General features: G+C 30.5%; 24 protein-coding genes. 16 read left to right on the top strand and 8 right to left on the bottom strand.

The genetic code is table 11. The features are described from left to right. From ACTB1H_RS04320 to ACTB1H_RS04310, 3 genes are all read right to left on the bottom strand, one after another. On the bottom strand, positions 1-1655 hold a 1655-nt coding region (locus ACTB1H_RS04320; RefSeq protein WP_463261608.1), incomplete at its 3' end, for a [FeFe] hydrogenase, group A. A 2-nt stretch (positions 1656-1657) separates the two neighbouring features. Beyond that, positions 1658-3538: an NADH-ubiquinone oxidoreductase-F iron-sulfur binding region domain-containing protein gene (locus ACTB1H_RS04315; RefSeq protein WP_463261607.1), complete on the bottom strand. Its 1881-nt coding sequence runs from the start codon at positions 3536-3538 to the stop codon at positions 1658-1660. Next, positions 3525-4007, bottom strand: coding sequence for an NADH-quinone oxidoreductase subunit NuoE family protein (locus tag ACTB1H_RS04310; RefSeq protein WP_463261606.1), 483 nt, complete (start codon positions 4005-4007; stop codon positions 3525-3527). The genes ACTB1H_RS04315 and ACTB1H_RS04310 overlap by 14 nt, the downstream gene beginning before the upstream one ends. 246 nt (positions 4008-4253) lie before the next feature. Here ACTB1H_RS04310 and ACTB1H_RS04305 point away from each other — a divergent pair, with 246 nt between their 5' ends. From ACTB1H_RS04305 to ACTB1H_RS04265, 9 genes are all read left to right on the top strand, one after another. Next, on the top strand, positions 4254-4931 hold the full coding sequence (locus ACTB1H_RS04305; RefSeq protein ID WP_463261605.1) for a response regulator transcription factor: 678 nt from the start codon (positions 4254-4256) through the stop codon (positions 4929-4931). 109 nt (positions 4932-5040) lie between these two features. Further along, entirely contained in the window at positions 5041-6360 is a 1320-nt protein-coding gene (locus tag ACTB1H_RS04300; protein ID WP_463261604.1) for a sensor histidine kinase, read from the top strand. A gap of 66 nt (positions 6361-6426) precedes the next feature. Beyond that, positions 6427-7005, top strand: a complete 579-nt coding sequence (locus ACTB1H_RS04295; RefSeq protein ID WP_463261603.1) for an HDIG domain-containing metalloprotein — start codon at positions 6427-6429, stop codon at positions 7003-7005. An 11-nt stretch (positions 7006-7016) separates the two neighbouring features. Next, positions 7017-8396: a tryptophanase gene (locus tag ACTB1H_RS04290; protein ID WP_463261602.1), complete on the top strand. Its 1380-nt coding sequence runs from the start codon at positions 7017-7019 to the stop codon at positions 8394-8396. A gap of 148 nt (positions 8397-8544) precedes the next feature. After that, the gene (locus ACTB1H_RS04285) at positions 8545-9147 is read left to right on the top strand and encodes a superoxide dismutase (protein WP_463261601.1); all 603 of its coding nucleotides are present in this window, start codon (positions 8545-8547) and stop codon (positions 9145-9147) included. A 159-nt stretch (positions 9148-9306) separates the two neighbouring features. After that, positions 9307-10305: an S-layer homology domain-containing protein gene (locus ACTB1H_RS04280; RefSeq protein ID WP_463261600.1), complete on the top strand. Its 999-nt coding sequence runs from the start codon at positions 9307-9309 to the stop codon at positions 10303-10305. Positions 10306-10320: 15 nt separating this feature from the next. Next, positions 10321-11211, top strand: coding sequence for a DMT family transporter (locus tag ACTB1H_RS04275; RefSeq protein ID WP_463261599.1), 891 nt, complete (start codon positions 10321-10323; stop codon positions 11209-11211). 122 nt (positions 11212-11333) lie between these two features. Then, positions 11334-12269 (top strand): class II fructose-1,6-bisphosphate aldolase, encoded by a 936-nt coding sequence (fba, locus tag ACTB1H_RS04270; protein WP_463261598.1) that lies wholly within the window; start codon positions 11334-11336, stop codon positions 12267-12269. 89 nt (positions 12270-12358) lie between these two features. Further along, positions 12359-12745, top strand: a complete 387-nt coding sequence (locus ACTB1H_RS04265; protein ID WP_463261597.1) for a metallopeptidase family protein — start codon at positions 12359-12361, stop codon at positions 12743-12745. A gap of 26 nt (positions 12746-12771) precedes the next feature. Here ACTB1H_RS04265 and ACTB1H_RS04260 read toward each other — a convergent pair whose 3' ends face one another. Then, positions 12772-13974, bottom strand: coding sequence for an aminotransferase-like domain-containing protein (locus tag ACTB1H_RS04260; protein WP_463261596.1), 1203 nt, complete (start codon positions 13972-13974; stop codon positions 12772-12774). Positions 13975-14162: 188 nt separating this feature from the next. Here ACTB1H_RS04260 and ACTB1H_RS04255 point away from each other — a divergent pair, with 188 nt between their 5' ends. The 4 genes from ACTB1H_RS04255 to ACTB1H_RS04240 all read left to right on the top strand — a co-directional run bounded on the left by ACTB1H_RS04255 (position 14163) and on the right by ACTB1H_RS04240 (position 17929). Continuing rightward, positions 14163-15050, top strand: coding sequence for a DMT family transporter (locus ACTB1H_RS04255; RefSeq protein ID WP_463261595.1), 888 nt, complete (start codon positions 14163-14165; stop codon positions 15048-15050). Positions 15051-15131: 81 nt separating this feature from the next. After that, the gene (locus ACTB1H_RS04250) at positions 15132-15419 is read left to right on the top strand and encodes a phasin family protein (protein ID WP_135270797.1); all 288 of its coding nucleotides are present in this window, start codon (positions 15132-15134) and stop codon (positions 15417-15419) included. 48 nt (positions 15420-15467) lie between these two features. Continuing rightward, complete coding sequence (locus ACTB1H_RS04245) at positions 15468-17057, top strand: ABC1 kinase family protein (protein ID WP_463261594.1); 1590 nt, start codon at positions 15468-15470, stop codon at positions 17055-17057. Positions 17058-17059: 2 nt separating this feature from the next. Beyond that, positions 17060-17929 (top strand): DMT family transporter, encoded by an 870-nt coding sequence (locus tag ACTB1H_RS04240; RefSeq protein ID WP_463261593.1) that lies wholly within the window; start codon positions 17060-17062, stop codon positions 17927-17929. Here ACTB1H_RS04240 and ACTB1H_RS04235 read toward each other — a convergent pair. Together ACTB1H_RS04235 and ACTB1H_RS04230 are read right to left on the bottom strand one after the other, a co-directional pair. Beyond that, positions 17922-18461 carry an HD domain-containing protein gene (locus ACTB1H_RS04235; RefSeq protein WP_463261592.1) on the bottom strand — a complete coding sequence of 180 codons (540 nt, stop codon included), beginning with the start codon at positions 18459-18461 and terminating at the stop codon, positions 17922-17924. The genes ACTB1H_RS04240 and ACTB1H_RS04235 overlap by 8 nt on opposite strands. Positions 18462-18585: 124 nt before the next feature. Further along, positions 18586-19353: an SDR family NAD(P)-dependent oxidoreductase gene (locus ACTB1H_RS04230; RefSeq protein ID WP_463261591.1), complete on the bottom strand. Its 768-nt coding sequence runs from the start codon at positions 19351-19353 to the stop codon at positions 18586-18588. Positions 19354-19572: 219 nt separating this feature from the next. On the opposite strand from ACTB1H_RS04230, the gene ACTB1H_RS04225 reads away from it, so the two are divergent. Further along, entirely contained in the window at positions 19573-20334 is a 762-nt protein-coding gene (locus ACTB1H_RS04225; RefSeq protein ID WP_463261590.1) for a putative ABC transporter permease, read from the top strand. 12 nt (positions 20335-20346) lie between these two features. Here ACTB1H_RS04225 and ACTB1H_RS04220 read toward each other — a convergent pair whose 3' ends face one another. After that, on the bottom strand, positions 20347-21702 hold the full coding sequence (locus ACTB1H_RS04220; protein WP_463261589.1) for a radical SAM protein: 1356 nt from the start codon (positions 21700-21702) through the stop codon (positions 20347-20349). 129 nt (positions 21703-21831) lie between these two features. Further along, positions 21832-22281, bottom strand: coding sequence for an Hsp20/alpha crystallin family protein (locus ACTB1H_RS04215; RefSeq protein WP_463261588.1), 450 nt, complete (start codon positions 22279-22281; stop codon positions 21832-21834). Positions 22282-22488: 207 nt separating this feature from the next. On the opposite strand from ACTB1H_RS04215, the gene ACTB1H_RS04210 reads away from it, so the two are divergent. Together ACTB1H_RS04210 and ACTB1H_RS04205 are read left to right on the top strand one after the other, a co-directional pair. Next, on the top strand, positions 22489-24291 hold the full coding sequence (locus ACTB1H_RS04210) for an alpha-amylase family glycosyl hydrolase (protein WP_463261587.1): 1803 nt from the start codon (positions 22489-22491) through the stop codon (positions 24289-24291). Positions 24292-24374: 83 nt separating this feature from the next. Next, on the top strand, positions 24375-25631 hold the full coding sequence (locus tag ACTB1H_RS04205) for an ABC transporter substrate-binding protein (protein ID WP_463261586.1): 1257 nt from the start codon (positions 24375-24377) through the stop codon (positions 25629-25631). Positions 25632-25869: the final 238 nt, after the last annotated feature.

The raw sequence follows: 25869 nt of genomic DNA, 5'->3' as shown, positions 1-25869 counted from the left end.
TCTTTCAACAATCCTTCAAATAAGTCATTAATCAAAGGATTTTCTTCTGAAGACTTAATTTGAGCTGTTCTGTTTAATGTATACAACCCATTCGATCTTTTCTTTCGTTTTTCTTCATCCATAGGAGTTGGTTGTCCTCCACCAGCGATACAACCGCCTGGACAAGCCATTACTTCAACTATATCATAGGTTTTCTCGCCGCTTTGTATTTTATTAATCAATTCTGCAGCATTTTTAAGTCCGTGGACTACAGCAATTCTAACCTCGGTACCATCTATTACGAAATTAGCTTCTTTGACGCTTTCTAAACCTCTTACATTTTTAAATAGGATTTCTTTATCTGATACTGATGGTTTTTGTTTTAATAAGCGAGTCAATACAGCTTCTGCAACTCCACCACTTGAACCAAATATTACCCCTGCACCACTTGCAAACCCAAAAGGCATATCAAATGAATCTTCTATAAGATTATCAAAATTTATACCAAATTGTTGAATTAAGATTGACAATTCTTGAGTTGTCAGCACTAAGTCAACGTCTTTCTTTCCATTTGTTATAAATTCTTCTCTGTTTGCTTCTGCTTTTTTAGCTGTACAAGGCATGATTGAAACAACTATAGTTTCTTTTCCATCTTCTTTATCTTTTTCTTGATAGTATTTTTTTAGCACTGAGCCAAACATTTGCTGTGGTGATTTACAAGTCGAAATATTATTTGATAACTCTTTATAATTAAAATCAGCAAATTTAACCCAAGCTGGACAACATGAAGTAAATAATGGTAGATTTTCCTTTTTCTCTAATCTCTCTACAAATTCTTCGGCTTCAGCCATTACAGTTAAATCAGCACTAAAAGAAGTATCAAACACACTCTCAACACCCATGTATTTTAAGGCTGAAATGATTTTCCCAATTGTAATAGTGCCTGGTTCTAAACCGAAATTTTCTCCCAATGCTACTCTTACAGCTGGTGCGATTTGCACCACTACTCTTTTATTGTCGTCATTTAGGTAATTTATCAATTCGTCTTTTTCATTTTTTATAGTTATTGCACCAGTTGGGCATATAGCTCTACATTGTCCGCAGTCAACACAATTAACTTCTGTAATATTTCTGTTGAAAGCAGGAGTAATTTTCATATTAGAGCCTCTATATGCGAAGCTAATAGCTCCAACACCTTGCACTTCTTCGCACATTCTAACACAGTCTCCACATAGTATACATTTATTCGGATTTCTTACTATTGCTAAACTGCTTGTATCAATTTCTTCATTCCTTGTCTTTGATTCAAACCTTACCTCTTGCATAAATAATTTAGAAGAAAGCTCTTGCAATTTACAATTGCCAGTTTTTGAACAAGTTGTACAATCTCTATCATGATTAGAAAGAAGAAGTTCCATAATGTTCTTTCTGTATTTTATTATTTTTGGGGTATTAGTATAAATTTCCATTCCATCTTGAGGCAGAGTAGAACATGTTGCAAATATATTTCCTCTATTATCTTCGACTATGCACATTCTGCATGCTCCATAGATACTTAATTCAGAGTGATAGCAAAATGTAGGAAGGTCTATACCGGCTTTTCTAACTACTTCAAGTATATTCTTTTCATTATCAAATTCAATTTTTCTTCCATCTATAATCATTGAACCTTTCATCATTAAGCCTCCTTAATAGCAGCAAATGCACATGATCCAATACAACTATCACATTTAATGCATTTTGCTTGATCTATAACATATGGTTGTTTTACTTTTCCACTAATCGCACCAACTGGACAAACCCTTGCACATTTACTGCATCCTCTACATAATTCTTCGTCTATATATATGACTTTAAGTTTTGAGCAAACTTTTGAAGGACATTTTTTATCAACTACATGTGATATATACTCTTCTCTAAAGTATTTCAAAGAAGACAATACTGGGTTAGGTGCAGTCTTACCAAGTCCACAAAGTGATGTCTTTAATATAGTATCTCCTAACTCTTCTAACATATCTAAGTCTTCCAAAGTACCTTTACCTTCAATGATTTTATCTAAAATTTCAAGCATCCTTCTGGTACCTTCTCTACAAGGGATGCATTTACCACATGATTCTTTTTGAGTGAAATTTAGGAAAAATCTTGCTACTGAAACCATGCAGGTATCCTCATCCATTACAACCATTCCACCAGACCCGATCATAGCTCCAACTGATTTTAATGAATCAAAATCAAGAGGTAAATCAAGATGCTGTTCAGATAGACATCCACCAGATGGCCCGCCAATTTGTACAGCTTTAAACCTCTTGTTGTTAGCAATTCCCCCACCAATATCAAATATTACATTTCTTAATGTAGCTCCCATAGGAACTTCTATAAGCCCTGTGTTCATAACATTTCCAGTTAATGCAAATGCTTTAGTTCCTGAGCTTTTTTCTGTTCCAATTGATTTGAACCAATCTGAGCCTCTATTAATAATGTTAAATACATTAGCATAAGTTTCTACATTGTTAACTACTGTAGGCTTACCCCACAAACCATCTTCAACAGGTCTTTTGGCTTTTACTCTTGGCATACCTCTTTCGCCTTCGATAGAGGCAATCAATGCTGATTCTTCACCACACACGAAAGCTCCAGCACCTTTGTTTATTTTTATGTCGAAACTAAAATTGGTTCCAAGAATATTTTCTCCGAGTAATCCATATTCACGTGCTTGTTCTATTGCTTTAGACAATCTTTCAATTGCTAACGGATACTCTGCTCTCACATATATATAACCTTCTCTAGCACCAGTTGCAAGAGCTGCAATCATCATACCTTCTATTACTCTGTGAGGATCGCCTTCCATTATACTCCTGTCCATAAAAGCACCTGGGTCACCCTCATCTCCGTTACATATTACGTATTTTATATCAGCTTGGTTTTTTAATACTTGTATCCATTTTAAACCAGCTGGGAAACCTGCTCCGCCTCTTCCACGCAAATTTGAATCGATTATACAATTACATATTTCTTCAGGAGACATTGTTGTTAGAGCTTTAATGAATGCTGAATAACCATCTACAGCTATATAATCTAAAATTGACTCTGCATCTATATGTCCACAATGCTCTAGAACTATACGAGACTGTTTTTCGTAGAATGGAATTGATTCTTCTGAAGCATAGACTGTTTCACCAATTTTATACATTAATCTCTCAATAGGCAGATTATTAATTATTGTTTTTTCGATAATTTCTTCACAATCTTCTTCTTTAACCCTTAAATACAGATAATCGGAAGGTTCTATTCGTACCAATGGTCCAACTTCGCAAAATCCATGACAACCAGATTTTTTTAGTCCTAATTTATCTGGAGAATCATCATGAAGATCTAATATAGTTTCAACATTTAAACCTTTTTCTTCACATATCATTTTAAATTTTTCATAAATTACTAATGCGCCATTTGCTACGCAACCAGTACCACCACAAACGATAATTTTTTTACTTTGATTTTTAAAAGCTTTTTCTAAACTTAGTTTTAAAGTATTAAATTCATCAATATTATTTATCTTCATTTCCGATCTCCTTTCTATGCTCATTTAAAAGGTCAACGACTGCTTCTGGAGTCATCTTTCCATATACTTTATCATTGATAGTTATAACTGGTGCCAATCCACATGCGCCCAAACATGATACAGTTTCTACAGTGAACATTAAATCATCAGTAGTAATTTTTTCTTCACTTAGGTTTAGCTCTTTTCTTAATGCCTCTATGATTGGAGTTGACTTTCTTACGTGACAAGCTGTACCATCACAAATTTTAATAATATATTTGCCTTTTGGCTGTAGCGAAAAATTTTCATAAAAAGTAGCAATTCCAAAAGCCTTTGTTGGACTTATGGATAGTTTTTCAGATACATATTCTAATACGTCCTCTGGTATGTAGTTAAATTTGTGCTGAACATCGTGTAAAATACTAATAATGGAAGACTTATCATTGCCGTGAAGTGCAATAATATCGTCAATTTCTTTAAAATTTTCCATTAGTTAACCTCCTATAATATAGTTTAATAAATATTACACAATATATATTAACATATAATAATATATTGTCAACAATTTAACATAGATTTTCATTATTTTTTTAACATAATTTCAATTAATAAATTCATACAAAATTGTGCTCATAGAAGCTAATGAATACTATGATATAATATTAATGATTTAGTTTTCATTAAAATTTCACATATAATACAAATAGGAATTTTATAATATTAAGTGGGTGATGTTATGAAAAAAATTTTGATAGTTGATGATGAAGAAAAAATAAGAGATGTGTTAAGAGAATATGCTGAATTTGAAGGTTATGAAGTAGCAGAAGCTGACGACGGATTTAAAGCAATAGAAATGGCAAGAAGATATGATTTTTCAATTATCATAATGGATATAATGATGCCTAAACTTGACGGTTTTTCTGCTGTGAAAGAAATAAGAAAATTTTCTGATGTTCCAGTACTTATGCTTTCAGCTAGGTCAGAGGAATATGATAAATTATTCGGATTTGAGCTAGGTATAGATGATTATGTAGTAAAACCATTTTCTCCAAAAGAAGTTATGGCAAGAATAAATGCTATACTTACTAGAAGCATAAGAGAAGATAGCATTGATATTTTGACCTTTAAAGGACTAAAAATAGATTTATCTGGCAGAGAAGTTTATATAGATGACAATAAAGTTAACTTAACCCCAAAAGAATTTGAAGTACTTGTTTATTTAGCAACAAATAAAAATAAGGCAATAACCAGAGAAACATTGCTTAGTGAAATTTGGGGTTATGAATTTTACGGAGATGATAGAACAATAGACACTCATATTAAAATGCTTAGAAATAATTTAGGAAAATATAGAGATTATATAGAAACTGTAAGGAGTGTTGGTTATAAATTTAACGAAAGGGCACTGAGTTGATATGGCAATAAAAATTGACAAAAATAGATTAAGTTATAAATTATGGAAATATTTCATGATTTTTGCTTTAATTATCGTTGGGCTATTGTGGTTACTACAAATTGTCTTTATGAATAGTTTTTATGAGTCAATGAAAATAAAAGAAATTTCTAAAATAGGAGATAATCTTGTAGAAATGTATAAAACAGAAGAATTTCAGGAAGAATTAATCTCATTATCGTTTAAGCAAGGGATTGTAATAAATATTCTTGATCAATACGGCAATTTGATTTATCCACTGGATATTTTCGATATTATTAAACAGCCTAAATTAAATGAGAAATTGTTCAATGATTTTTTATCTAGGCTTTACTTATCGCAAGAAAATAGCGTTGTGTATGTTGTTGAAAATGAGAGACTTAAGGAATCAACAATAGTTTATGGTGCTATTTTAGAAAATGATAGTGGGAGCAACTATTTTCTTTATATAAATTCAATGTTGCAACCTGTCGATTCAACAATTAATATATTGAAAAATCAACTTTTAATTGTAACCATAATTTCGTTAGTGCTATCATTTGGCCTTTCATTAATAATATCAAAAAAATTATCTAAGCCGATAGAGAAAGTCACAAACCTCTCAAAAGAACTAGCTCTAGGGAACTATGAAATAGAGTTCGAAAAAGGTGAATACACAGAAATTGATAATCTTGCAAACACTTTAAACATTGCTACTAAAGAACTATCAAAATCTGAAGAGCTAAGAAGAGATTTTTTAGCTAATGTCACTCATGACTTAAAGACTCCGCTAACAGTTATAAAATCATATAGTGAATTGATAAGAGATATATCTGGAAATGATGAAATTAAACGAACGAAAAATGTTAACGTAATAATAGAAGAAACTGACAAATTGACAAAATTAGTAGACGATTTATTAGAACTAACAAAATTGCAGGCAGGGCTTAACAGATTGGATTTAGAAATCTTTGATTTAGCAAATCTTACTGAAGAAGTTGTAAAAAGATTTAAATATTATGAAGAAGAACTTGGATATAAAATAGAAATTATAAAATCAGGTGACACTATAGTATTTGCTGACAAATCAAAAATTCACCAAGCTATTTATAATCTAGTAAATAATGCAATTAACTATACAACAGAAAATAAGTTGATAACAATAACTATCGAAGAGAACAATCAACTAGTTACATTATCTGTATTAGATAGAGGATTAGGGATAGATAATGACGAAATCAATTATATCTGGGATAGATATTATAGGTCAGGCAAAAGCCATATAAGGGAGAAAAGCGGCAGTGGAATAGGACTATCTATGGTAAAGTCTATAATTTCTGCACATGGAGGAGAGTATGGTGTTGAAAGCACGTTAGGAAAAGGAAGTAAGTTCTATTTTAGTATAAAAAAATATATCAATCCTGATGATTAAAGAGTTTGATTTTTTACTAAATATTCAGTAAAATTAAATTATAGACTGAATGAAGGTGGTGAGAATTTGGAAGAATATATACCAAATAGAGAGGATGCTTTTAATTTACTAAAAGAGTTTGTGGAAAATGATAGCCAAATAAAGCATGCTCTTTCGGTAGAAGCAGTCATGAGACATTTTGCTAATTTATATGGAGAAGATGAAGAAAAATGGGGAGTAATAGGCTTAGTTCATGATTTAGATTATGACAAATATCCAGAACAACATTGTACAATGACAGAAAAAATTTTAGAGGAAAGAAATTGGCCAAAAGATTATATTAGAGCTATTTTAAGCCATGGTTGGAAACTTTGCACAGATATTGAGCCAAAAGAAAAAGTAGAAATTGTCCTATATACTATTGATGAATTGACAGGGCTTATAACTGCAACTGCTTTGATGAGACCTAGTAAATCAATTTTGGATATGGAAGCAAAATCTGTAAAGAAGAAGTGGAATCAAAAATCTTTTGCAGCAGGTGTAAATAGGGATGTGATTGAAGAAGGCGCTAATATGTTGGGGATGGACTTAATGGATGTAATTAGAGAGACTATTGAAGGCATGAAAAAAGTTGCAGATGAAATTGGATTAAGAGGAAACCTATAAGGAGGAAAAAAATGAGCAAATACTATGCTGAACCCTTTAAAATTAAAATGGTAGAGCCAATAAAAATGCTTTCAAAAGAAGAGAGAATTAAAAAAATCAAAGATGCAAATTATAATGTTTTTTATCTGAGTTCTGATGATGTTTATATTGATTTATTAACTGATAGTGGAACAGGAGCAATGAGTGATACTCAGTGGGCAGGTGTAATGAGAGGTGATGAATCATATTCGGGTTCTAGAAGTTATAGACATCTAATCGAAAATGCAAAAGATATTTTTGGATACGAATTCATACAACCTGTTCATCAAGGCAGGGCTGCTGAAAAAGTAGTTATGCCTATATTTCTACATCAAGGCAAAGTAGCAATAGCTAATATGCATTTTGACACAACTAGGGCTCATGTAGAATTATCTGGGGCTAGGGCTATCGATTGTGTTATACCTGAAGCTTTAGACACTACAAATTTTCATCCTTTCAAGGGAAACATGGACAATAAAAGATTAGTTGAACTAATTGAACAATATGGACCTGAAAATGTTGGATTAATTATAATTACAGTTACTAACAATAGTGCAGGTGGACAACCTGTATCTATGGAAAACATTAGAGAAACTTCAGAAATAGCAAAGAAATATAATATTCCTGTTTGCATAGATGCAGCAAGATATGCAGAAAATTCTTATTTTATTAAAATGAGAGAAAAAGGATATGAAAACAAATCAATAAAAGAAATTGCAAGAGAAATGTTCAGCTATGCAGATTTATTTACTATGAGTGCTAAAAAAGATGCAATTGTTAATATGGGCGGATTAGTTGGAGTAAAAAATGATGAAGCCATATTTGAACAAGTTAAAGCAAGAACTATCTCATATGAAGGATTTATTTCATATGGAGGGATGTCTGGCAGAGACATAGAAGCACTTGCAATTGGATTGGAAGAGGGGATAGACCTTGATTACTTAAAATATAGAATAGGCCAAATGGAATATATGGCTGAAAGGCTTGATGAAGCTGGAATTGCATATCAATATCCAGTAGGAGGACATGCTGTATTTATAGACGCTAAAAAGCTTCTACCTCACATTCCATACTATGAATTTCCTGCACAAGCATTAGCTGTAGAAATGTATATAGAAGCAGGTGTAAGATGTTGCGATATCGGTTCTTTTATGATGGGCAATGATCCAGACACAAATGAGCAGATAGAATCAGAATTTGAATTTACGAGATTGGCTATACCAAGAAGGGTATATACTAGATCGCATTTAGATGTAGTCGTAGATGCTCTTATATCAATTAAAGAAAGAAAGGACAGCATTAAGGGATATAAAATTATTTGGGAACCTCCTGTACTAAGACATTTCACTGCAAAATTAAAACCATTAGAATAGCATTTGATAAATAGATCTTTCGAATAACCTTGTTTAGGATTTGTTCGAAAGATTTTTTTATTTTCTAAATGATAATGTTTATCAATTAGAAAACTGGGTAATTAATCTATGGAAAATAATATATTAAATATATAAGGAGTGGTATTAAATGAGTTATAAATTGCCAGATTTAGGTTATAGTTATGATGCACTAGAACCATTTATTGACGCTAGGACTATGGAGATTCATTACACAAAGCATCATCAAACATATGTAGATAATTTGAATAAGGCATTAGAAGGAAAAGACGAGTTTAAAGATATGCCTATAGAAGATTTAATCGCAAAACTAAACACTTTGCCTGATGATATTAAAACACCTGTAAGAAATAATGGAGGAGGGCATCTAAATCATACAATGTTTTGGCAGATAATGGCGCCAAATTCAGGTGGGGAACCAATAGGAGAGCTAGCAGAAAAGATTAATGATGCTTTTGGGAGCTTTGATAAGTTCAAAGAAGATTTTAAGAAGGCAGCTTTAGGGAGATTTGGCAGTGGTTGGGCATGGCTAGTAGTAGACAATGGGAATTTAAAAATAGTTTCTACTCCAAACCAAGACAATCCAATTTCTGATGGACTAAAACCTATTTTAGGTATCGATGTATGGGAGCATGCATATTACTTGAAATATCAAAATAGAAGAGCAGATTATATCGATGCTTGGTTTAATTTAATTAATTGGGAAAAAGTACTAGAGTTTTATAAAAAATAAATAATTTTTAATTTACAAATTAGAATTTTTCAGAGTAGAGTTTAAATATAAACCCTACTCTGATTTTTTATGGATAATAGGATTAAAGGCTACTTCTTTATATAAAAAATAAATGATATAATAATAATCGGTCAAGTAATGTATAAGGGAGGTTCTTTAGTGAAAAAAATAATAGGATTATCTAGTGTTTTTTTGTTGATATTATTATCTTTTTTTTCTAATACATCATCAGCTAATTCATTGAACTTAGGAAAGGCAAGAGCTATTTCTGCTGAAATATATGATTATAATGATTTTAAAATTAAGATTTCTTGGAAAAACGATGAATTATTAAACCAATACATATATAAAAATGGAAATAAAGATGTATTTTATCAAATAAATTTATATGTAAGAAATGATGATTATGTAACTTTAAAGAATTTTAATTATAAATATAATGATGTTATTATAGATGAAAAAGGGTTAGCAAGTATTATTTTTAATGTTGGTAATTTAGGGCTTGACTGTGATTATAACGACTTATCTTTTACATCTTATAATTTTAAAATTAGATATGGATTAAATTTAAGAGACATTTTAGGTAATTATACATATTATGGAGAATATAGTCCAAATATATCTATTGGTCGCATTTATCCTTTCAATTATGCAAGTGCATGGGCATTAGAAGAACTAAACAGAGCATTAAAGTATAATTTGATTTCTGAAAGAATTTCTTCAGATATGCAAGTTATTATTTCTAGAGAAGAATTTTGTGAATTAGCAGTTTTATATTATGAAAAGAAACTTTCTACAAGTGTGCCTTACCATTCTAATCCATTTATCGATGTTGAAAATGTGGAAGTCTTGAAAGCTTATGAATTAGGGATAGTTAAAGGCTATCCTGACAAAACATTCAGGCCAACTCACCCAATAACTAGAGAAGATATTGCTGTTATGATTGAAAGACTATTAAAATTGACAAACGAAAAAATTGTAATGAATAATAAGCCTATTATGATAGATGAAAAAGTATCTGATTATGCATTGAATAGTCTTATTTCTTTATATAATGAAGGTATAATAAAAGGTAATAAAGGGAAATTATATCCGCAGAGTAGTACAACTAGGCAAGAGGCAGTTATAATGCTATTGAGATGTTTTGAAAAATTTTAATCAGAGAGGTAAAAAATGGGAATAATCGGTCAATTGTCAGCATTAGGTACAGCACTTAGCTGGACGTTAGTTGGTATTTTTCTTGGAAAAGCTTCTCCAAGGATTGGGAGTTTTAGTACAAATTTTTTTAAATTGTTATTTGGATTTTTATTTTTAAGCATCACTGCTTTTATAACACGAGGAATTATGTTTCCGGTAGATGCAAACTTGAAAAACTGGATTTATTTGATAATTTCTGGATTTGTAGGTTTTTTTATCGGAGACTATTTTATGTTAAAGGCATATATTGAAGTTGGAGTAAGAATATCTATGCTTATGATGGCAACTAGCCCTCCTCTGACAGCATTACTCGAATACTTGTTGTTTAAAGAATCTATATCATTGCGTAGTTTTTTTGGCATGGTGATTACTTTATTAGGAATAGCAATAGTTATTTTAAGCAAAGATGATGATGTAGACAAAATGAGAGTAAAGTATTCATTTAGAGGATTGATGTTTGCTTTTATTGGAGCATTTGGACAAGCTGGTGGATTAATTTTAAGCAAAGTAGGAATAGAAGGACTCAATATTCTTGCTGCTACGCAAATAAGAATTATAGGTGGTTTTTTAAGCTTTTTAATTTTTGCAATATTCACAGGAGGATTTTTAGAATTAAAAAAATCATTGACCGATAAACCAGCTATAGGATATACTGCTTTAGGAGCTTTTTTTGGACCGTTTATTGGGGTGAGCTTATCATTGGTATCATTAAAGTATATTACAGCTGGCATATCTTCTACAATTACTTCGATAACACCGATAACTATAATACCTTTCTCTATAAAAATATTTAATGAAAAGATTTCTTTTAAAGAAATCTTAGGTGCAATTATATCGGTTTTTGGGGTTGCACTTTTATTTGTTTAGCTAAATTATTTATATATTCATAGAAAAATTCTTATTTTATGGTAATATAAAATATAGTATAAGTTTTTTTTTACTCATTAATTGGGTATAAAACATATAATTAAATAAAAGGAGTGAAAAACATGGCATTAGTTACATCAACTGAAATGTTCAAAAAAGCTCAAGCAGGTGGATATGCGATAGGAGCTTTTAATGTTAACAACATGGAAATAATCCAAGGAATAGTAGAGGCAGCAAAAGAGGAACAATCTTCGATAATATTGCAAGTATCAGCAGGCGCAAGAAAATATGCAAATTCAATTTATTTAAGAAAATTGGTTGAGGCAGCAGTTGAAGAAAGTGGTTTGGATATAGTTTTACATCTAGACCATGGTGAAAATTTGGAAATAGTTAAACAATGTATAGCTGATGGATTTACATCGGTAATGATAGATGCTTCTCACTATCCATTTGAAGAAAACATTAGAATTACAAAAGAAGTAGTTGATTATGCACATGCTCACGGGGTCGTAGTTGAAGCTGAATTAGGAAGATTAGCTGGAGTTGAAGATGCTGTTAATGTAAGCAAAGAAGATGCTACTTATACAGATCCTGATCAAGCAGTTGAGTTTGTTGAAAGAACAGGAGTGGATTCACTAGCTGTTGCAATTGGGACTAGTCATGGAGCATATAAATTTAAGGGTGAACCAAAACTGGATTTTGAAAGACTTGAGATTATTGGTAAGAAGCTTCCAAATACACCATTAGTGCTACATGGAGCTTCAACAGTCCTTCCTGAGTTTGTTGAACTTTGCAACAAATATGGAGGCAATATTCCAGGAGCCCAAGGAGTACCAGAAGAAATGTTAAGGAAAGCAGCGAGCATGAATGTTGCTAAAATAAACATAGATACAGACTTGAGATTAGCAATGACAGCTGCTATAAGAAAATTCTTGGCAGAAAATCCATCAGAGTTTGACCCAAGAAAGTATTTAGGGCCAGCAAGAGATGCAATAAAAGGAATGGTACAACATAAGATTAAGAATGTACTAGGATCAAGTGGATCTAATATAAAATAAATTAATTAAAAGGCATTCTAAGAACTATCTTTGAATGCCTTTTTGTAATTTTAATTTAATCGGATTATTGTTATGAGTGAGGTATAATAATGCAAGTATTTCCAAGTATTGACGAAATAAATAATATTCTTGATGAAATTGTTTTAGAGATTCCTAAAGAGTTTTTTTATGAATTAAACGAAGGGATAGTTTTATTGCCTGAATTTAAACTTCATAAAATGAGTAACGATGAATCTCCTCTTTATATACTGGGTGAATACCATGTTAGCATAACAGGAAGACATATAAGAATATACTATGGTTCTTTTTTAAAAGTATATCCTAATAGATCAATAGAATTTTTACGAAGCAGACTAAAAGAAACTCTATTGCATGAATTTACTCATCATTTAGAATCATTAGCTGGTGAATCCGACTTAGTGAAAAAAGACACTAATGATTTAATAAAGTATTTACATAAGAAGAATAAATTTTAAATTTGATCATTTGAATTTTATCAATATTAAAAGAAAGCCAATCCATTTATATGATCTTTAAATACCATGCCCAATCTTTTCATTCCTTGTTCTATGGTAAATTCATCATTAGATGAATAGTTTAAACGAATAAAATTTTTACCTTCTGTTGGATTTAAAAAGAAAATATCACCTGGAACATATGAAACTTTATATTTCTTTGAAGAAGCTTTTAAAATTGAATTTGTATCAATATCATTTGAAAATCCTAACCAAATAAACAAACCACCATTTGGCTTTACAAAAGTGATATCATTCGGGAAAAAATCATTAATGCACTCAATCATTTTATTTAATCTATTTAGATACATAGGGTAAATATTATGTAAATGTTCCTTATAAAAACCACTTTCTAAAAATTCTGAGCATATACCTTGAGAAAGTATGCAGGTGTTTGTGTCTGCTCCACTCTTAGCTAAAATCAACTTTTTTATGATATTTTTATTTGCTACTATAGCTCCAACTCTAAGTCCTGGAGCTAAAATCTTTGAAAAACTACTTAAATAAATTACATTTTCATTTTTTTCATAAGATTTTATAGGCAATAAATGCTCTCCGACAAATCGTAAATCATAATAGGGATCATCTTCCAGAACTATTGTGTTATATCTATCACTTAGTTGACTAATAGCAATTCTTCTTTCTTTTGACAAAGTAATACCTGTAGGATTTTGAAAAGTAGGGATTGTGTATAACAATTTTGGATTATATCTTTTTAATTTATATTCCAAATCTTCAACATCGATACCATCAGAGTCCATTTTCACAGGTACTAATTTTGCTCCATACTTAATAAAAACTGGAAGAGCGGCGAAGAATGTTGGAGATTCTACTAAAACAACATCACCTTTTTCTATAAGAACTTGTGCTACTAGTTCTATACCTTGCGTTGCTCCTGTGGTTATTAATACATTATCTAAATCTGCTTTTATATTTCTTTCATTTGCGATATGATCAATAAAATTTCTTCTGAGAGGCTCATAACCCTCTTGAAGGCCATATGAAAGCATTGTAGTAGGATTTTCGGTGAGCAGCTTTCTAGTAATATCGATTACAAAATCTGTTGGATAAGCTTCCTTTGAAGGACTTCCTAGACTGAATGAAATTATTTCTTTATCAGATGATAATTTCATTATTTCATTAAGTGGATCATCTGGTATTTTTTCAATTCTTTCAGCAAACTTTACCATCATATCACCTCTAAAAAGATTTAAAAAACTAATTTATTTAAAGTCTATATATATATTGACACAATGTCAATATAATCGATGTTAAGTGAAAAAGCATTAAAATTCTTTTGAATATTTATTTTATTTCAATTAGGTGTTAAAATATTGTTATAAATTAACAGTAAATTTAATATTTCTGGAGGATTTAAATGAAAAACAAACAACTTGAGTCAAATCTATTATTGCTTTTAACTGCAGCAATTTGGGGGTTAGCATTTGTAGCACAGCGTGTAGGTATGGATTATCTTGGTCCATTTACCTTTAATGCTGTAAGGTTTTTGCTTGGTAGTATATCTCTAATACCTGCAGTTAGAATATTTTACAGAGAAAGAGATTTAAGGAAAATAGATATTAAAGTCGTAAAATACGGAATTTTGGCTGGCATAGTTTTGTTTGCAGGTTCTAGCTTTCAACAGGTTGGATTAGTATATACTACAGCAGCTAAAGCGGGTTTTATTACTAGTTTATACATAATTTTAGTACCTATTATGGGAATTGTTATAGGACAAAAAACTAATAAATATATTTGGATAGGTGCTACAATAGCAGTAGTAGGACTGTATTTGTTAAGCATTAAGGAAGATTTTTCTATAGCTTTTGGAGATTTATTGCAATTAATAGGTGCATTTTTTTGGGCAACCCATATTTTACTTATTGGAGAGTTTACAAACAAGGTCAATCCTCTAAGGTTATCTCAAATACAATTTGCAACTTGCTCGTTTTTATCATTTATCGTAGCAATATTATTTGAAACTATTGAATTGAATTCTATAATAAATGCATATATTCCCATTATTTATGGTGGAGTACTTTCTGTTGGGATAGCTTATACTTTACAGGTTGTCGCACAAAGAAATGCAAAACCTGGACCAGCAGCCATAGCTTTAAGCATGGAAGCCGTTTTTGCAGTTATTGGGGGGATATTATTTCTTAACGAGAGTTTGGATATAAGAGGATATGTTGGTTGTGGATTGATGTTGGCTGGAATGCTCATATCTCAATTAGATGCGTTTAAACTGAATAAACAATATCAATGAGGGTTTAATGCATATAAAACTTGACAGAGTATTTTTTTGAAAGTAAGATAGAAAGTAAGATATATGAAAGGAGGCGATATTATGGAATTTAATTTAAGTAATATTTTGCTAGCTGGGATTGGGAGTTTAGCTTTTACTTACGAAAAAGCTACTGAGATTATTGACGAACTTGTAAAAAAAGGTGAGTTAACTGTAAAACAAGGCAAAGAACTCAATGAAGAGCTAAAAAGAAAAATGACAAAGAACATTACTAAAGATGCTTTATTGACAAAGGAAGACGTAAAAGAAATAATAGCTGAACTTAATTTAGCTACGAAACTAGATATTGAAGAATTAAAAACTAGACTTGATAAGTTAGAAAACAAATAATAGAATACCCTGCATTTTGCAGGGTATTCTTCAAATGCAGGTGATAAAATGGATAACACTAGAACAACTTCTAGGCTTAGAGAGATCATAGCAGTTTTTGTTAAACATGGTTTAAATAATGGAATACAGGGGCTTAATAATCCTTATGAGTTGAGAAAAGCATTTGAAGAACTTGGCCCAACTTTTGTTAAAATTGGCCAAATATTATCGACACGACCAGATTTAATCCCAGGTCCATATATTGAAGAGTTTAATAAATTGCAAGATGATGTTAAACCTGAAGAGTTTAATTATTTAAAACCAATCATTGAAGAAGAGCTTAATAAGAATATAGAAGAGGTTTTCATAAAAATATATGAAATTCCTTTAGCTTCAGCATCAATGGCACAAGTTCATCTTGCATTACTCCTTACTGGAGAGGAAGTCGCTGTTAAGATTCAAAGACCTTACATTAAAGAAAAAATGCTTGGGGATATACATATTTTAAAGAGAATATCGAGATTTATTAAGAGAGTAATTCCTGAGGATTTAGTAGATATTGACAATGTAATTGAGGAACTTGAAAAAAGCGCTATAAACGAGTTGAATTTTTTAATTGAAGCAGAAAATATGGATAAGTTTAGAAATTATAATAAAGATGTAAAATATATATATTGCCCTGAAGTTTATAGACATTATACAACCGAGAAGATTTTGACAATGGGATATGTAAAGGGCATTAAAATATCGGATATAGATAAGATAAATTCAGAAGGTTATGACTTAAATGACATAGCTGTAAAACTAGTACAAAATTACATGAAACAGGTACTCGAAGATGGATTTTTTCACGGAGATCCTCACCCAGGCAATTTGATGATTTATAAAAACAGGATAGCATACCTTGATTTTGGAATAATGGGATTTTTAGAAATTAGTTTGAGAAGAAAGTTCAATGCCCTAATAACCGCTATTGCAATGAAGGACTTGGATATGATGACAAATGCTGTTATCAGGATAGGGGATTTTAATTCAGATATAGATAAATTAAATTTAAAAAAAGACATTTCAGTGATATATGACAAATATATTGAGAGTTCACTTGAAGAGATTGAGTTATCTAAAGTTATGGAAGAAATTTTTAATGTAGCAAAGAAAAATCATATAAAAATGCCAAAAGATATGGTAATTTTTTCTAAGAGTTTGATCACTATAGAAGGACTTGTGACCATATTAGATCCAACTATAACAATGATGGATATAGTAATTCCATATGTAAAGTCGAAATTAATGAATAGTGATAATTTAAAGAAAGAGCTAAAAGAAAATTTATTGGAAAGTTATTTGGCATATAAAGCAGGTCTAAAGATACCGGTGTCTTTGCAGAAATTGATAGAAAAGATAAATAATGATGATACCAAGTTGGGATTAAATGTTAAAGATCTTGATGAAATAATTAGCGAAACAAATAGAATGATAAATAGAGTTGTTTTTGCTATCATAGTTTCTGCAATAATCCTTAGTTCTTCACTTATACTAAATAGAAATTTAGGGCCAAAGATTATGGATATATCGATATTGGGCTTAGGTGGTTATTTATTTGCAGGTATTCTAGGGTTTTGGCTTTTGATTTCTATTTTAAGATCTGGGAGAATGTAAAGATGAATAGTAAAAAAATAATATCGATAATATTTTTACTTATAACAGTACTAGCATGGGGGATATCCTTTATCAGTATAAAAATATCACTAGTAGCCTTTCCTCCTGCTAGTTTAGCATTTTATAGATTTTTGATTGCTGGGATAATTCAATATTTAATGATGAAAAGATTAAAAATATCAGAAAAAATAGATAAGAAAGATTTACCATTGCTAATAATTGCTGGTTTAACGGGTATAACACTATACTATATCCTTGAAAATAATGGGTTGATGAGAATAAGTGCAAATGATGCTTCCGTTATTGTAGCTATGTTGCCTGTAATAACAGTTATAATTGAAAGATTTATCTTGAAGAAGAAGATAAATATAATCTCTATGCTTGGAATAATTCTCTCTATAATTGGAGTATTTCTAGTTATTGGTGCAAAATTAGAAGGTGGAAGTATAGTCGGATATTCATTAATGTTTTTGTCATCTATATCTTTTGCTGTGTATTTGATAATAACAAAACCACTATTCGAAAAATATTCTGATATAACAATTGCTTTTTATCAAAGCCTAATTGGTTGTATAGGATTTATACCATTTATAATTTTTGAAGAAGTCAGATGGGATTTAGTCAATACTAATATTTTATTAAATTTTTTGTTTCTAGCTATCATTTGCTCTGCTGTTGCTAATTACATTTATCTTTATGCATTAAATAATACATCAGTTTCTGTAACCGCTATTTTTTTAAACTTAGTTCCTGTTGTAACATTTATATTCAGTTATTTGTTATATGATGAGAGGCTGAGCCCTATACAATTAATAGGAGCTATCATAGTTATCATATCAGTAACAATGGTAACGAATACAGAAACTAGTTGATACTAATAATTGATTTAATAGAACCTTTAATTGTAGAAAACATTTTATAAAATTTACTTAAATTACTATTAACAATTTCCTGAATTGAACAGTATTTGTCAACCAAGCATACCACATAAGATTCTTTGTATTTAGGAAATTTAACAGTTAAAGGCCACATATGCTTTACTATAATGTCTTTTTCCAAATCACTAAGTTGAAAATTTTCTTCAGCATTTTTTAAAGCTAGTTTTGGGTGAATAAAACCGTGCAAATTATCTAGAGGCTCATGGTTATGCCAATCATACAAGAAAAAATCGTGTAATAAACCAGCCCTAGCACATGAAACATATTTTAAATTCAATTTTTTACTTATAATATAGCTTTTATATGAAACATTTAACGCATGGTTTAAAGTACTGATATCTCCATGTTGTATAAAATTATCCATTGATTTAACTTTGTCATGATGAATCAAATCGTATATAGAATCGACATATTCAAAATAGTTTGCATCAACTTTGTTTAATTTCAGAGTAGAAATTAAGTTCATAAAGATTCTCCTTATATATTTCTTATCCAATTTTTTATTAAAATTTATTATCATTACAATTATATTTTAACTATCGTTAATTAAGAATGCAATAAAAAAATAAAGCACTGTAAAAAACAGTGCTTTATTTAGCGCCCATTCCGCCATCAACTCTGTATATTCCTCCTGTTATAAAAGAAGCTTTGTCTGATGCTAAAAATACAATCATATTTGCAATATCTTCATTCGAAGCATATCTGCCTAGAGGAATGCTTTTTTCGAACTCTTTTTTTGCCATTTCACCTTTACCACCAGTAATAGCATCTTCAATTGATCTCATCATTCTGTTGTCAACAGGAGATGGAGCTACAGCATTAACTCTAATTCCAAATTGAGCAACTTCTAAAGCTGCTGTTTTAGTTAAACCTACGACTGCATGCTTACTTGCTGTATATGCGGAAAGCCCTGGAGAACCCATTAGACCAGCAACAGAAGCAGTATTTACAATTACTCCTGATTTTCTGGGGATCATATGTTTAAGAACATATTTCATCCCATTGAATACGCCTTCTACATTTATTCCCATTACCCGTTTAAAATCATCAATTGGTGTGTCTACAATTGGTGTAACTTTGCTTTCATAACCAGCGTTATTTATTAATATGTCAATTTGGCCAAAAGCTTCAATAGTTTTTTCTACATAGTTTATTACATCCTCTTCTTTTGATACATCAGCAGGGACGGCAATAAATCGGCCTTCCTTCAAGTTTAAATCTTTTGCTAATTTATCTAACTTCTCTTGACTTGTTCCTACAAGAGTAAGTTTTGCACCCTTTTCACTTAGTTGTTTTACAACTGCACTACCTATTCCACCGCTAGCGCCTGTAACAATAGCTACTTTACCTTCAAACATAATTTTTACCCCCTATTTATTATTTAATTTCTATATACCCTAGATATAATGAAGTAAACTTTCATAGATAGAATATTAAGAACAAGATGTTAATTAAAATCTATTGATAATGCTTACGAAATGCTGTAGTATTATAATAAGATTAATAACATAGTTATTAATAAATTATGTGATAGAAACAGTAAGATACATTAAAAAATACTATTAAAGAGGTGAAATATGGATTATAGGGAAATTTTTTTTGATTATTTTTTGTATTTTATTATTTATTCAATGCTTGGCTGGGTTGCAGAAGTAGTATTTCATTTATATACTGAAAAAAAGCTTATTAATCGAGGTTTTTTAAATGGTCCATGGTGTCCTATATATGGGACAGGTGCAATCATTATGATAACCTTACTAAGCAGATTACCCAACAACCCAATCTTAATTTTCCTAGCAGGATCAATATTAGCTTCCTTAATTGAACTTATAACAGGGCTAACCCTAGAAAGACTATTTGGGAATAAGTGGTGGGATTATAGTGAAAATAAATTTAATATTAAAGGATATATATCGCTCAAATTCTCAATTTTGTGGGGAATTGCTACAATAATCTTAATAGATTTCATACAGCCAACTATAGAAATGTTTTTATCAAACTTTAGTTTACCTACACTTGTAATTATTCATAATATAACGTTAATTGTGTTTGTTGTTGATGTAACTTTAACTATTAGTTCGCTTATAGAGTTGAAAAATATTCTGGCTGAATTAAAAAATATAGCAGGTGAATTAAATTTGAAAAAAATTCAGGATGAACTATTAAGTAATAAAATTTCAAACTTAGCTATGAGAGTAAAGAATAGACAGATATATTTAATCAAAGTATATCCTAAATTAACAAAAGACAAACTTGAGAGCTTAGTAGATCAAATTATCGAGATTAAACAAAAAATATATGAAAAACTTGATGAACAAAAAAACAACCCTAAACAATAGGGTTGTTTAACATTATCTATTTTGTTTTATTTCTTTATTATTCCATATGTCATCTGCGACACTTGCCCAATTATCAGCTATATTAGAACATTTTTCAAAAAGCTCCTCTGGCTTTTCTTTATCAATTGGTTGAGTTGAGATTGCACCACTTTCATTAACAATCTCTACTATATAATTCGGATTATCAAGAATAGGACATGGTCTTAAGTGATTTTCATTGAATGGTTGTCTTTTTTGATAAGCTTTAAATATATTGCTATTTAAAGCCTCAATTAAAGATACATTTTTAATATTTGTATCCGAGTAATGAACAAATGCACAAGGTTCTACATCCCCATGGGCATTAATGTGGAAATATTGTCTTCCTCCAGCTATACACCCATTTACATATTCACCATCATTCCAAAAATCCATTAAAAATATTGGTTTTTCATTTCTAAGAGCATGAACTTTTCTATACATATAAGCTCTTTCATCTGGTCTTACGCAAAGATCAATATCAGCATCCTTTCCTATTGGCATATATGTAAATAGCCACACAAAGTAAGCGCCTTTATCTATTAGAAAATCAATAAATTCTTCTGAAACAATTTCTTTGTAATTATAATGATGATAACACATAGATGTACCAAAAATTACCCCAGCCTCCTTGAGATTGTCCATCCCTTGAAGGACCTTTTTATAAGTTCCATTTCCTCTCCTAAAGTCTGTGTCTTTTTCAAAACCTTCAATTGAAATGCCAGGTGCGAAATTACCAACTTCTGCAATTTTTTTCGCAACTTCTTTTGTAATCAATGTACCATTAGTAAAACAAGTAAAGTAACAGTCTTGATGTTCTTCACATAATTTGAGAATTTCATTAATCTTAATGAAAGGTTCACCACCAGAGAAAAGGTAAACATATATTCCTAACTCTTTTCCTTCATTTACAATTCTATTCATCGTTTCATATGAAAGATCATCTTTTTGGTCATAGTTTGCTGCCCAACATCCAGTGCATTTGAGATTACATCTAGAAGTCGGATCCATCAATATTGCCCATGGTATTGATACTTCTAACTCAGCTTTTTTTTCATTTCTCAATTGAGTACCATATACATTTGAATTGATTAAAAAATTATTGATAAATTTTTTTTGACAATTCAAGGTAGTCTGCTCAAAGAATCTGTCTGCTAGTAGTTTCCAATTACTATCTTCATTGTTTAATGTGTTTCTCATCATATACAGAACTTTTATATCTCTTGGATTTGTTAAGAACTTTTCACTAAGATTTAATATCTTATTGAGATTTTCCTTAGGGTTTTTGTCTACGTAATTTAAAACTTGATTAACAGCGATGTTTGATGCAAATTGTTTTAAAGAAGTCATATCGGTACCTCCTATAATATTATATTTACATTATTATATACACATGATTATTACAATTTAATCATATTTTTAATCATATTTATGTAAATATAAAAAATAATAATGAAAAGAGCATAAATGCTCTTCTCATTATTCGATATCTACTTTTACTTTATTCTCTTTTATCTCTTCTTTAGGAACGGTTATTTTCAATATTCCATTCTCTAATTTTGCTTTTAATCCTTCACTCTTAGCATCAGCTAGATATATAGATCTAGACATGGAACTGTAATATCTTTCTTTGTGAATATAGTTTTTGTCTTTTTCTTCTTTGCTTTCATCTTTTGTGACAGATATTTCCAAACGACCATCGGCCATTTCAATATTTATGTCTTTTTTATCTACACCTGCTAATTCTGCTTCTATAAGATATTCATTTCCGTTATCAACAACATCTAACTTAAAGGTGTCGCTTTCAAGGCTTCTTTTAAATGGCCAATCACTTGTGAAGAAGTCATCTAACATATTGTAAAATTCATCAATTCCTGAACCTCTTGTAGCTAAATCTCTTCTTCTGTTGAAAGGAATTAAGCCAGCCATAGTAACAACCCCCTTTATAAAATTAGATTTTTATTTAGATTTTTATCAGCACACTCACTTCCTGAGTGCTAATTATTATATATCATAAAAAATATATATTGTCAATATATATAATAAAAAAATTTATAAAAATTTTTGTTGACAATATGAAACCGGTTTCATAAAATATTTGTAAGAAGGAGGTGCTTTGAAATAGATATTGATAAATTGAAAGATTTAATTTCGGAGGATTATCTAAGATTATATCCTAACCAAAAACATGCCTTTGATGAATTACTTGAGATGATTTCTAGGAGTTATAACGAGAGAAGGCAAAACTTATTTATTAATGACTCTCCAGATTGGATACATTCAACAAACACAGTAGGAATGATGTTATATGTTGACTTTTTTAACAAAAACATAGCTGGATTATATGAAAAAATTGATTATTTTAAAAATCTTGGTATTACATTAATACATTTAATGCCATTAGTCGAGCCGAGAATAGGAGAAAACGACGGAGGTTATGCAGTAAAGGATTATAGAAAAATCAATCCTCAATTGGGGGATATAGAAAGCTTAAAAAAAGCTATTAATATTTTTCATGAAAATGGAATAAGAATTTGTATAGATTATGTTGTTAATCATACCTCGGATGATCATGAATGGGCGATAAAGGCTAAGTCTGGTATTAAAGAATATCAGAATTATTATTACATGTATGATGACTATACTATACCAAGGCAATATGAGTCTACTATGAATCAAGTTTTTCCTAAAGTTGCGCCAGGAAATTTCACCTATATAAAAGACTTAAATAAATGGGTAATGACAACGTTTTATCCTTTTCAATGGGATTTGAATTATAGAAATCCTAAAGTATTTGAAGAGATACTATCGATATTGTTATTTTATGCAAATTTGGGTATAGATGTTATAAGATTGGATGCTATTCCTTATATATGGAAAACTATAGGCACATCTTGTAGGAATTTACCAGAAGTTCATGTCATACTTAAAATATTTAGAACTGTATTAGCTGATTTTTCTCCTTCAACTGTTTTATTGGGTGAGTCTATAGTCGCCCCAGAAATTATAGTTAGATATTTTGGCAGCAATAACGGTCTTGAATGTGATTTATTGTATAACGCATCATATATGGTTGAAATATGGAATTCTTTAGCAACTCGTGATGCCAGACACATTTCACATATGCCGATAATTAATCATGAACTTTCTACGGAATGGATAAACTATGCAAGATGCCATGATGATATAGGATGGGGATTAGATGAATCAAAATTAAGAGAATTAGGTTTTGATCCTTTCATGCACAAACAATTTCTTATCGACTTTTATTTAGGGAATTATCCAGATAGTTTTTCTATAGGAGAATTATATGAATATGATCCGATAACAAAAGATGCTCGAAATTCAGGCACATTAGCTAGCCTTGCGGGTTTAGAAAAGGCACTAGCTGAAAAGGATTTATATAAGCTTGAATTAGCTTTAAAGAGAATCTATTTAATAAATGCACTTGTCTTGTTACGAAAAGGAATTCCTATGATTTATAGTGGTGATGAAATTGGACTATTAAATAACTATGACTACAAGAATGATCCTAAAAAGAAACATGATTCTAGATGGCTCCATAGACAAAATTTTGACTGGAGTAAATTGGATAATATAGAAAAATGCGATTCTATTGAAAGACAAATATTATGCAATTTAAAGAGATTAATTGCTTTGAGAACAGCACATTCTTTAGGCAGTATAATAATATCTGAAAAAATTATTCAGGTTGAGAACAAACATATATTGATCATCCAACAATTTAGGGATGAAGGGAATGAATTGTTGTTAATTTTTAACTTTTCTGAAGATAGGCAGTTTTTAAATACTTCAGAATTGAGAAGGCAAGGAATAAATTCTCGTATGGTTGATTTATTGCAAGGGAAGGATTTGAATTTTGAAAAAGAGCAAATAATTATAGGGCCATATGAATTTTTAGTATTAAAAAATAAATAGTTATTGCAAAATTGGAACCGGTTTCATATAATGTAATTAAGCATCATTGTAATATCACATTTATTTATTAAAGGGGGATAAACATGAAAAAAAGGTATTTAGTGTTGTTTATGAGCTTGGTGTTAACGATTTCACTTTTAGCCGGATGTACTTCATCTGGAAGTAATGATGACGATGCAGTAGTAATTTATCAGAACAAGGTAGAAATTGGGGAACAATTGACAGCGTTTGCTAAACAGTATGAAGAAGCAACTGGTAATAAAATAATTGTAAAGACAACTGGGGGAGATACTCCATACCAAGATAGTTTAAAAGCTGAATTCCAATCTGACAGGGAACCTGATATATTTGTTATTGAAGGTATGGGTGGATATAATACTTGGAATTCAAAAATCATTGAATTTACTGATGATGAATGGATAGATTTAACAGATCTTGAATTTACTGTAGATGGAAAAGTTTATGGTTTTCCTGTATCTGTTGAAGCTTGGGGTTTAGCATATAATAAAGACTTACTTGCTAAAGCAAATATTGATCCAGCAACTTTAACAAGTCAAGAAGCTTTCAGGGAAGCTTTTGAGAAATTAGATAATATGAAAGATGAATTAGGTATTACTTCTGTAGTTGCTATGGCAGCTGGACCTGATATGAGGTGGGTAACAGGGCTTCATAACTTTAATGGTTATTTATCTGCTGGTCTTCCTTATGGAGATAGGACTGTTTTAGACAAATTGAATAATGGAGAAGTAGATATGCAACGTTTGACTGAATATGCTGATTGGGTTGAGTTATTATTCGAGTATTCTGACCCAAGCATTCTTTTAACAGGTAACTACGACTCTCAAGTTGGTCAATTTGCAACTGAAAAATCTGTATTTATACATCAAGGGAACTGGATTGATCCATGGTTAGTACAAAACGGTGTTGATTTTCCTATGGGATTTGTCCCACATGCTTCAGTAAAAGGAGAGCATAATGCTATTTTCATTGGAGCTCCTTCATTCTATGTAATAAATAAAGATAGCAAGAACATTGAAGTAGCTAAAGATTTCTTAAACTATATGGCAACAACTCAAGAAGGGCATAACTATATGGTAAATGAAGCTAAAATGGTACCAGCATTTAATAATGTAACAATAAAACCAAGCACTCCACTTTCTGCGAATGTTACTGAATGGATGGCAAGAGAAAATGGTTCATACACTTGGTTGCAGAACGACATGCCTGATGGCTTTGGTATGGGAACTCTTGGACCAATATATGAAAGTTATGCAAAAGGGGATATTGACAAACAAGGCTTTATAGATCAAGTTGCAAGAGCTATCGAGTCCTTAAAATAATTTTGAAAATATATGAAAGGGTATTTTACCCTTTCATATATTTATATGAAGAGGGGAATATTAATGAAAAGACAAACAAAAGATAAATTAGTTTTTTGGCTGTTTTTGGCTCCTGCGTTATTTTCGTTCATTATTGTTGTAATAATTCCTTTCTTTATGGGAATTTATTACTCGATGACAGATTGGCAAGCAGTACCAGGAGTCGCTGTGAATTGGGTAGGTTTAGATAATTACAGAG

It is taken from the genome of Soehngenia sp. (assembly GCF_055108775.1).
This window is presented reverse-complemented; position numbering and strand designations above follow the sequence as displayed.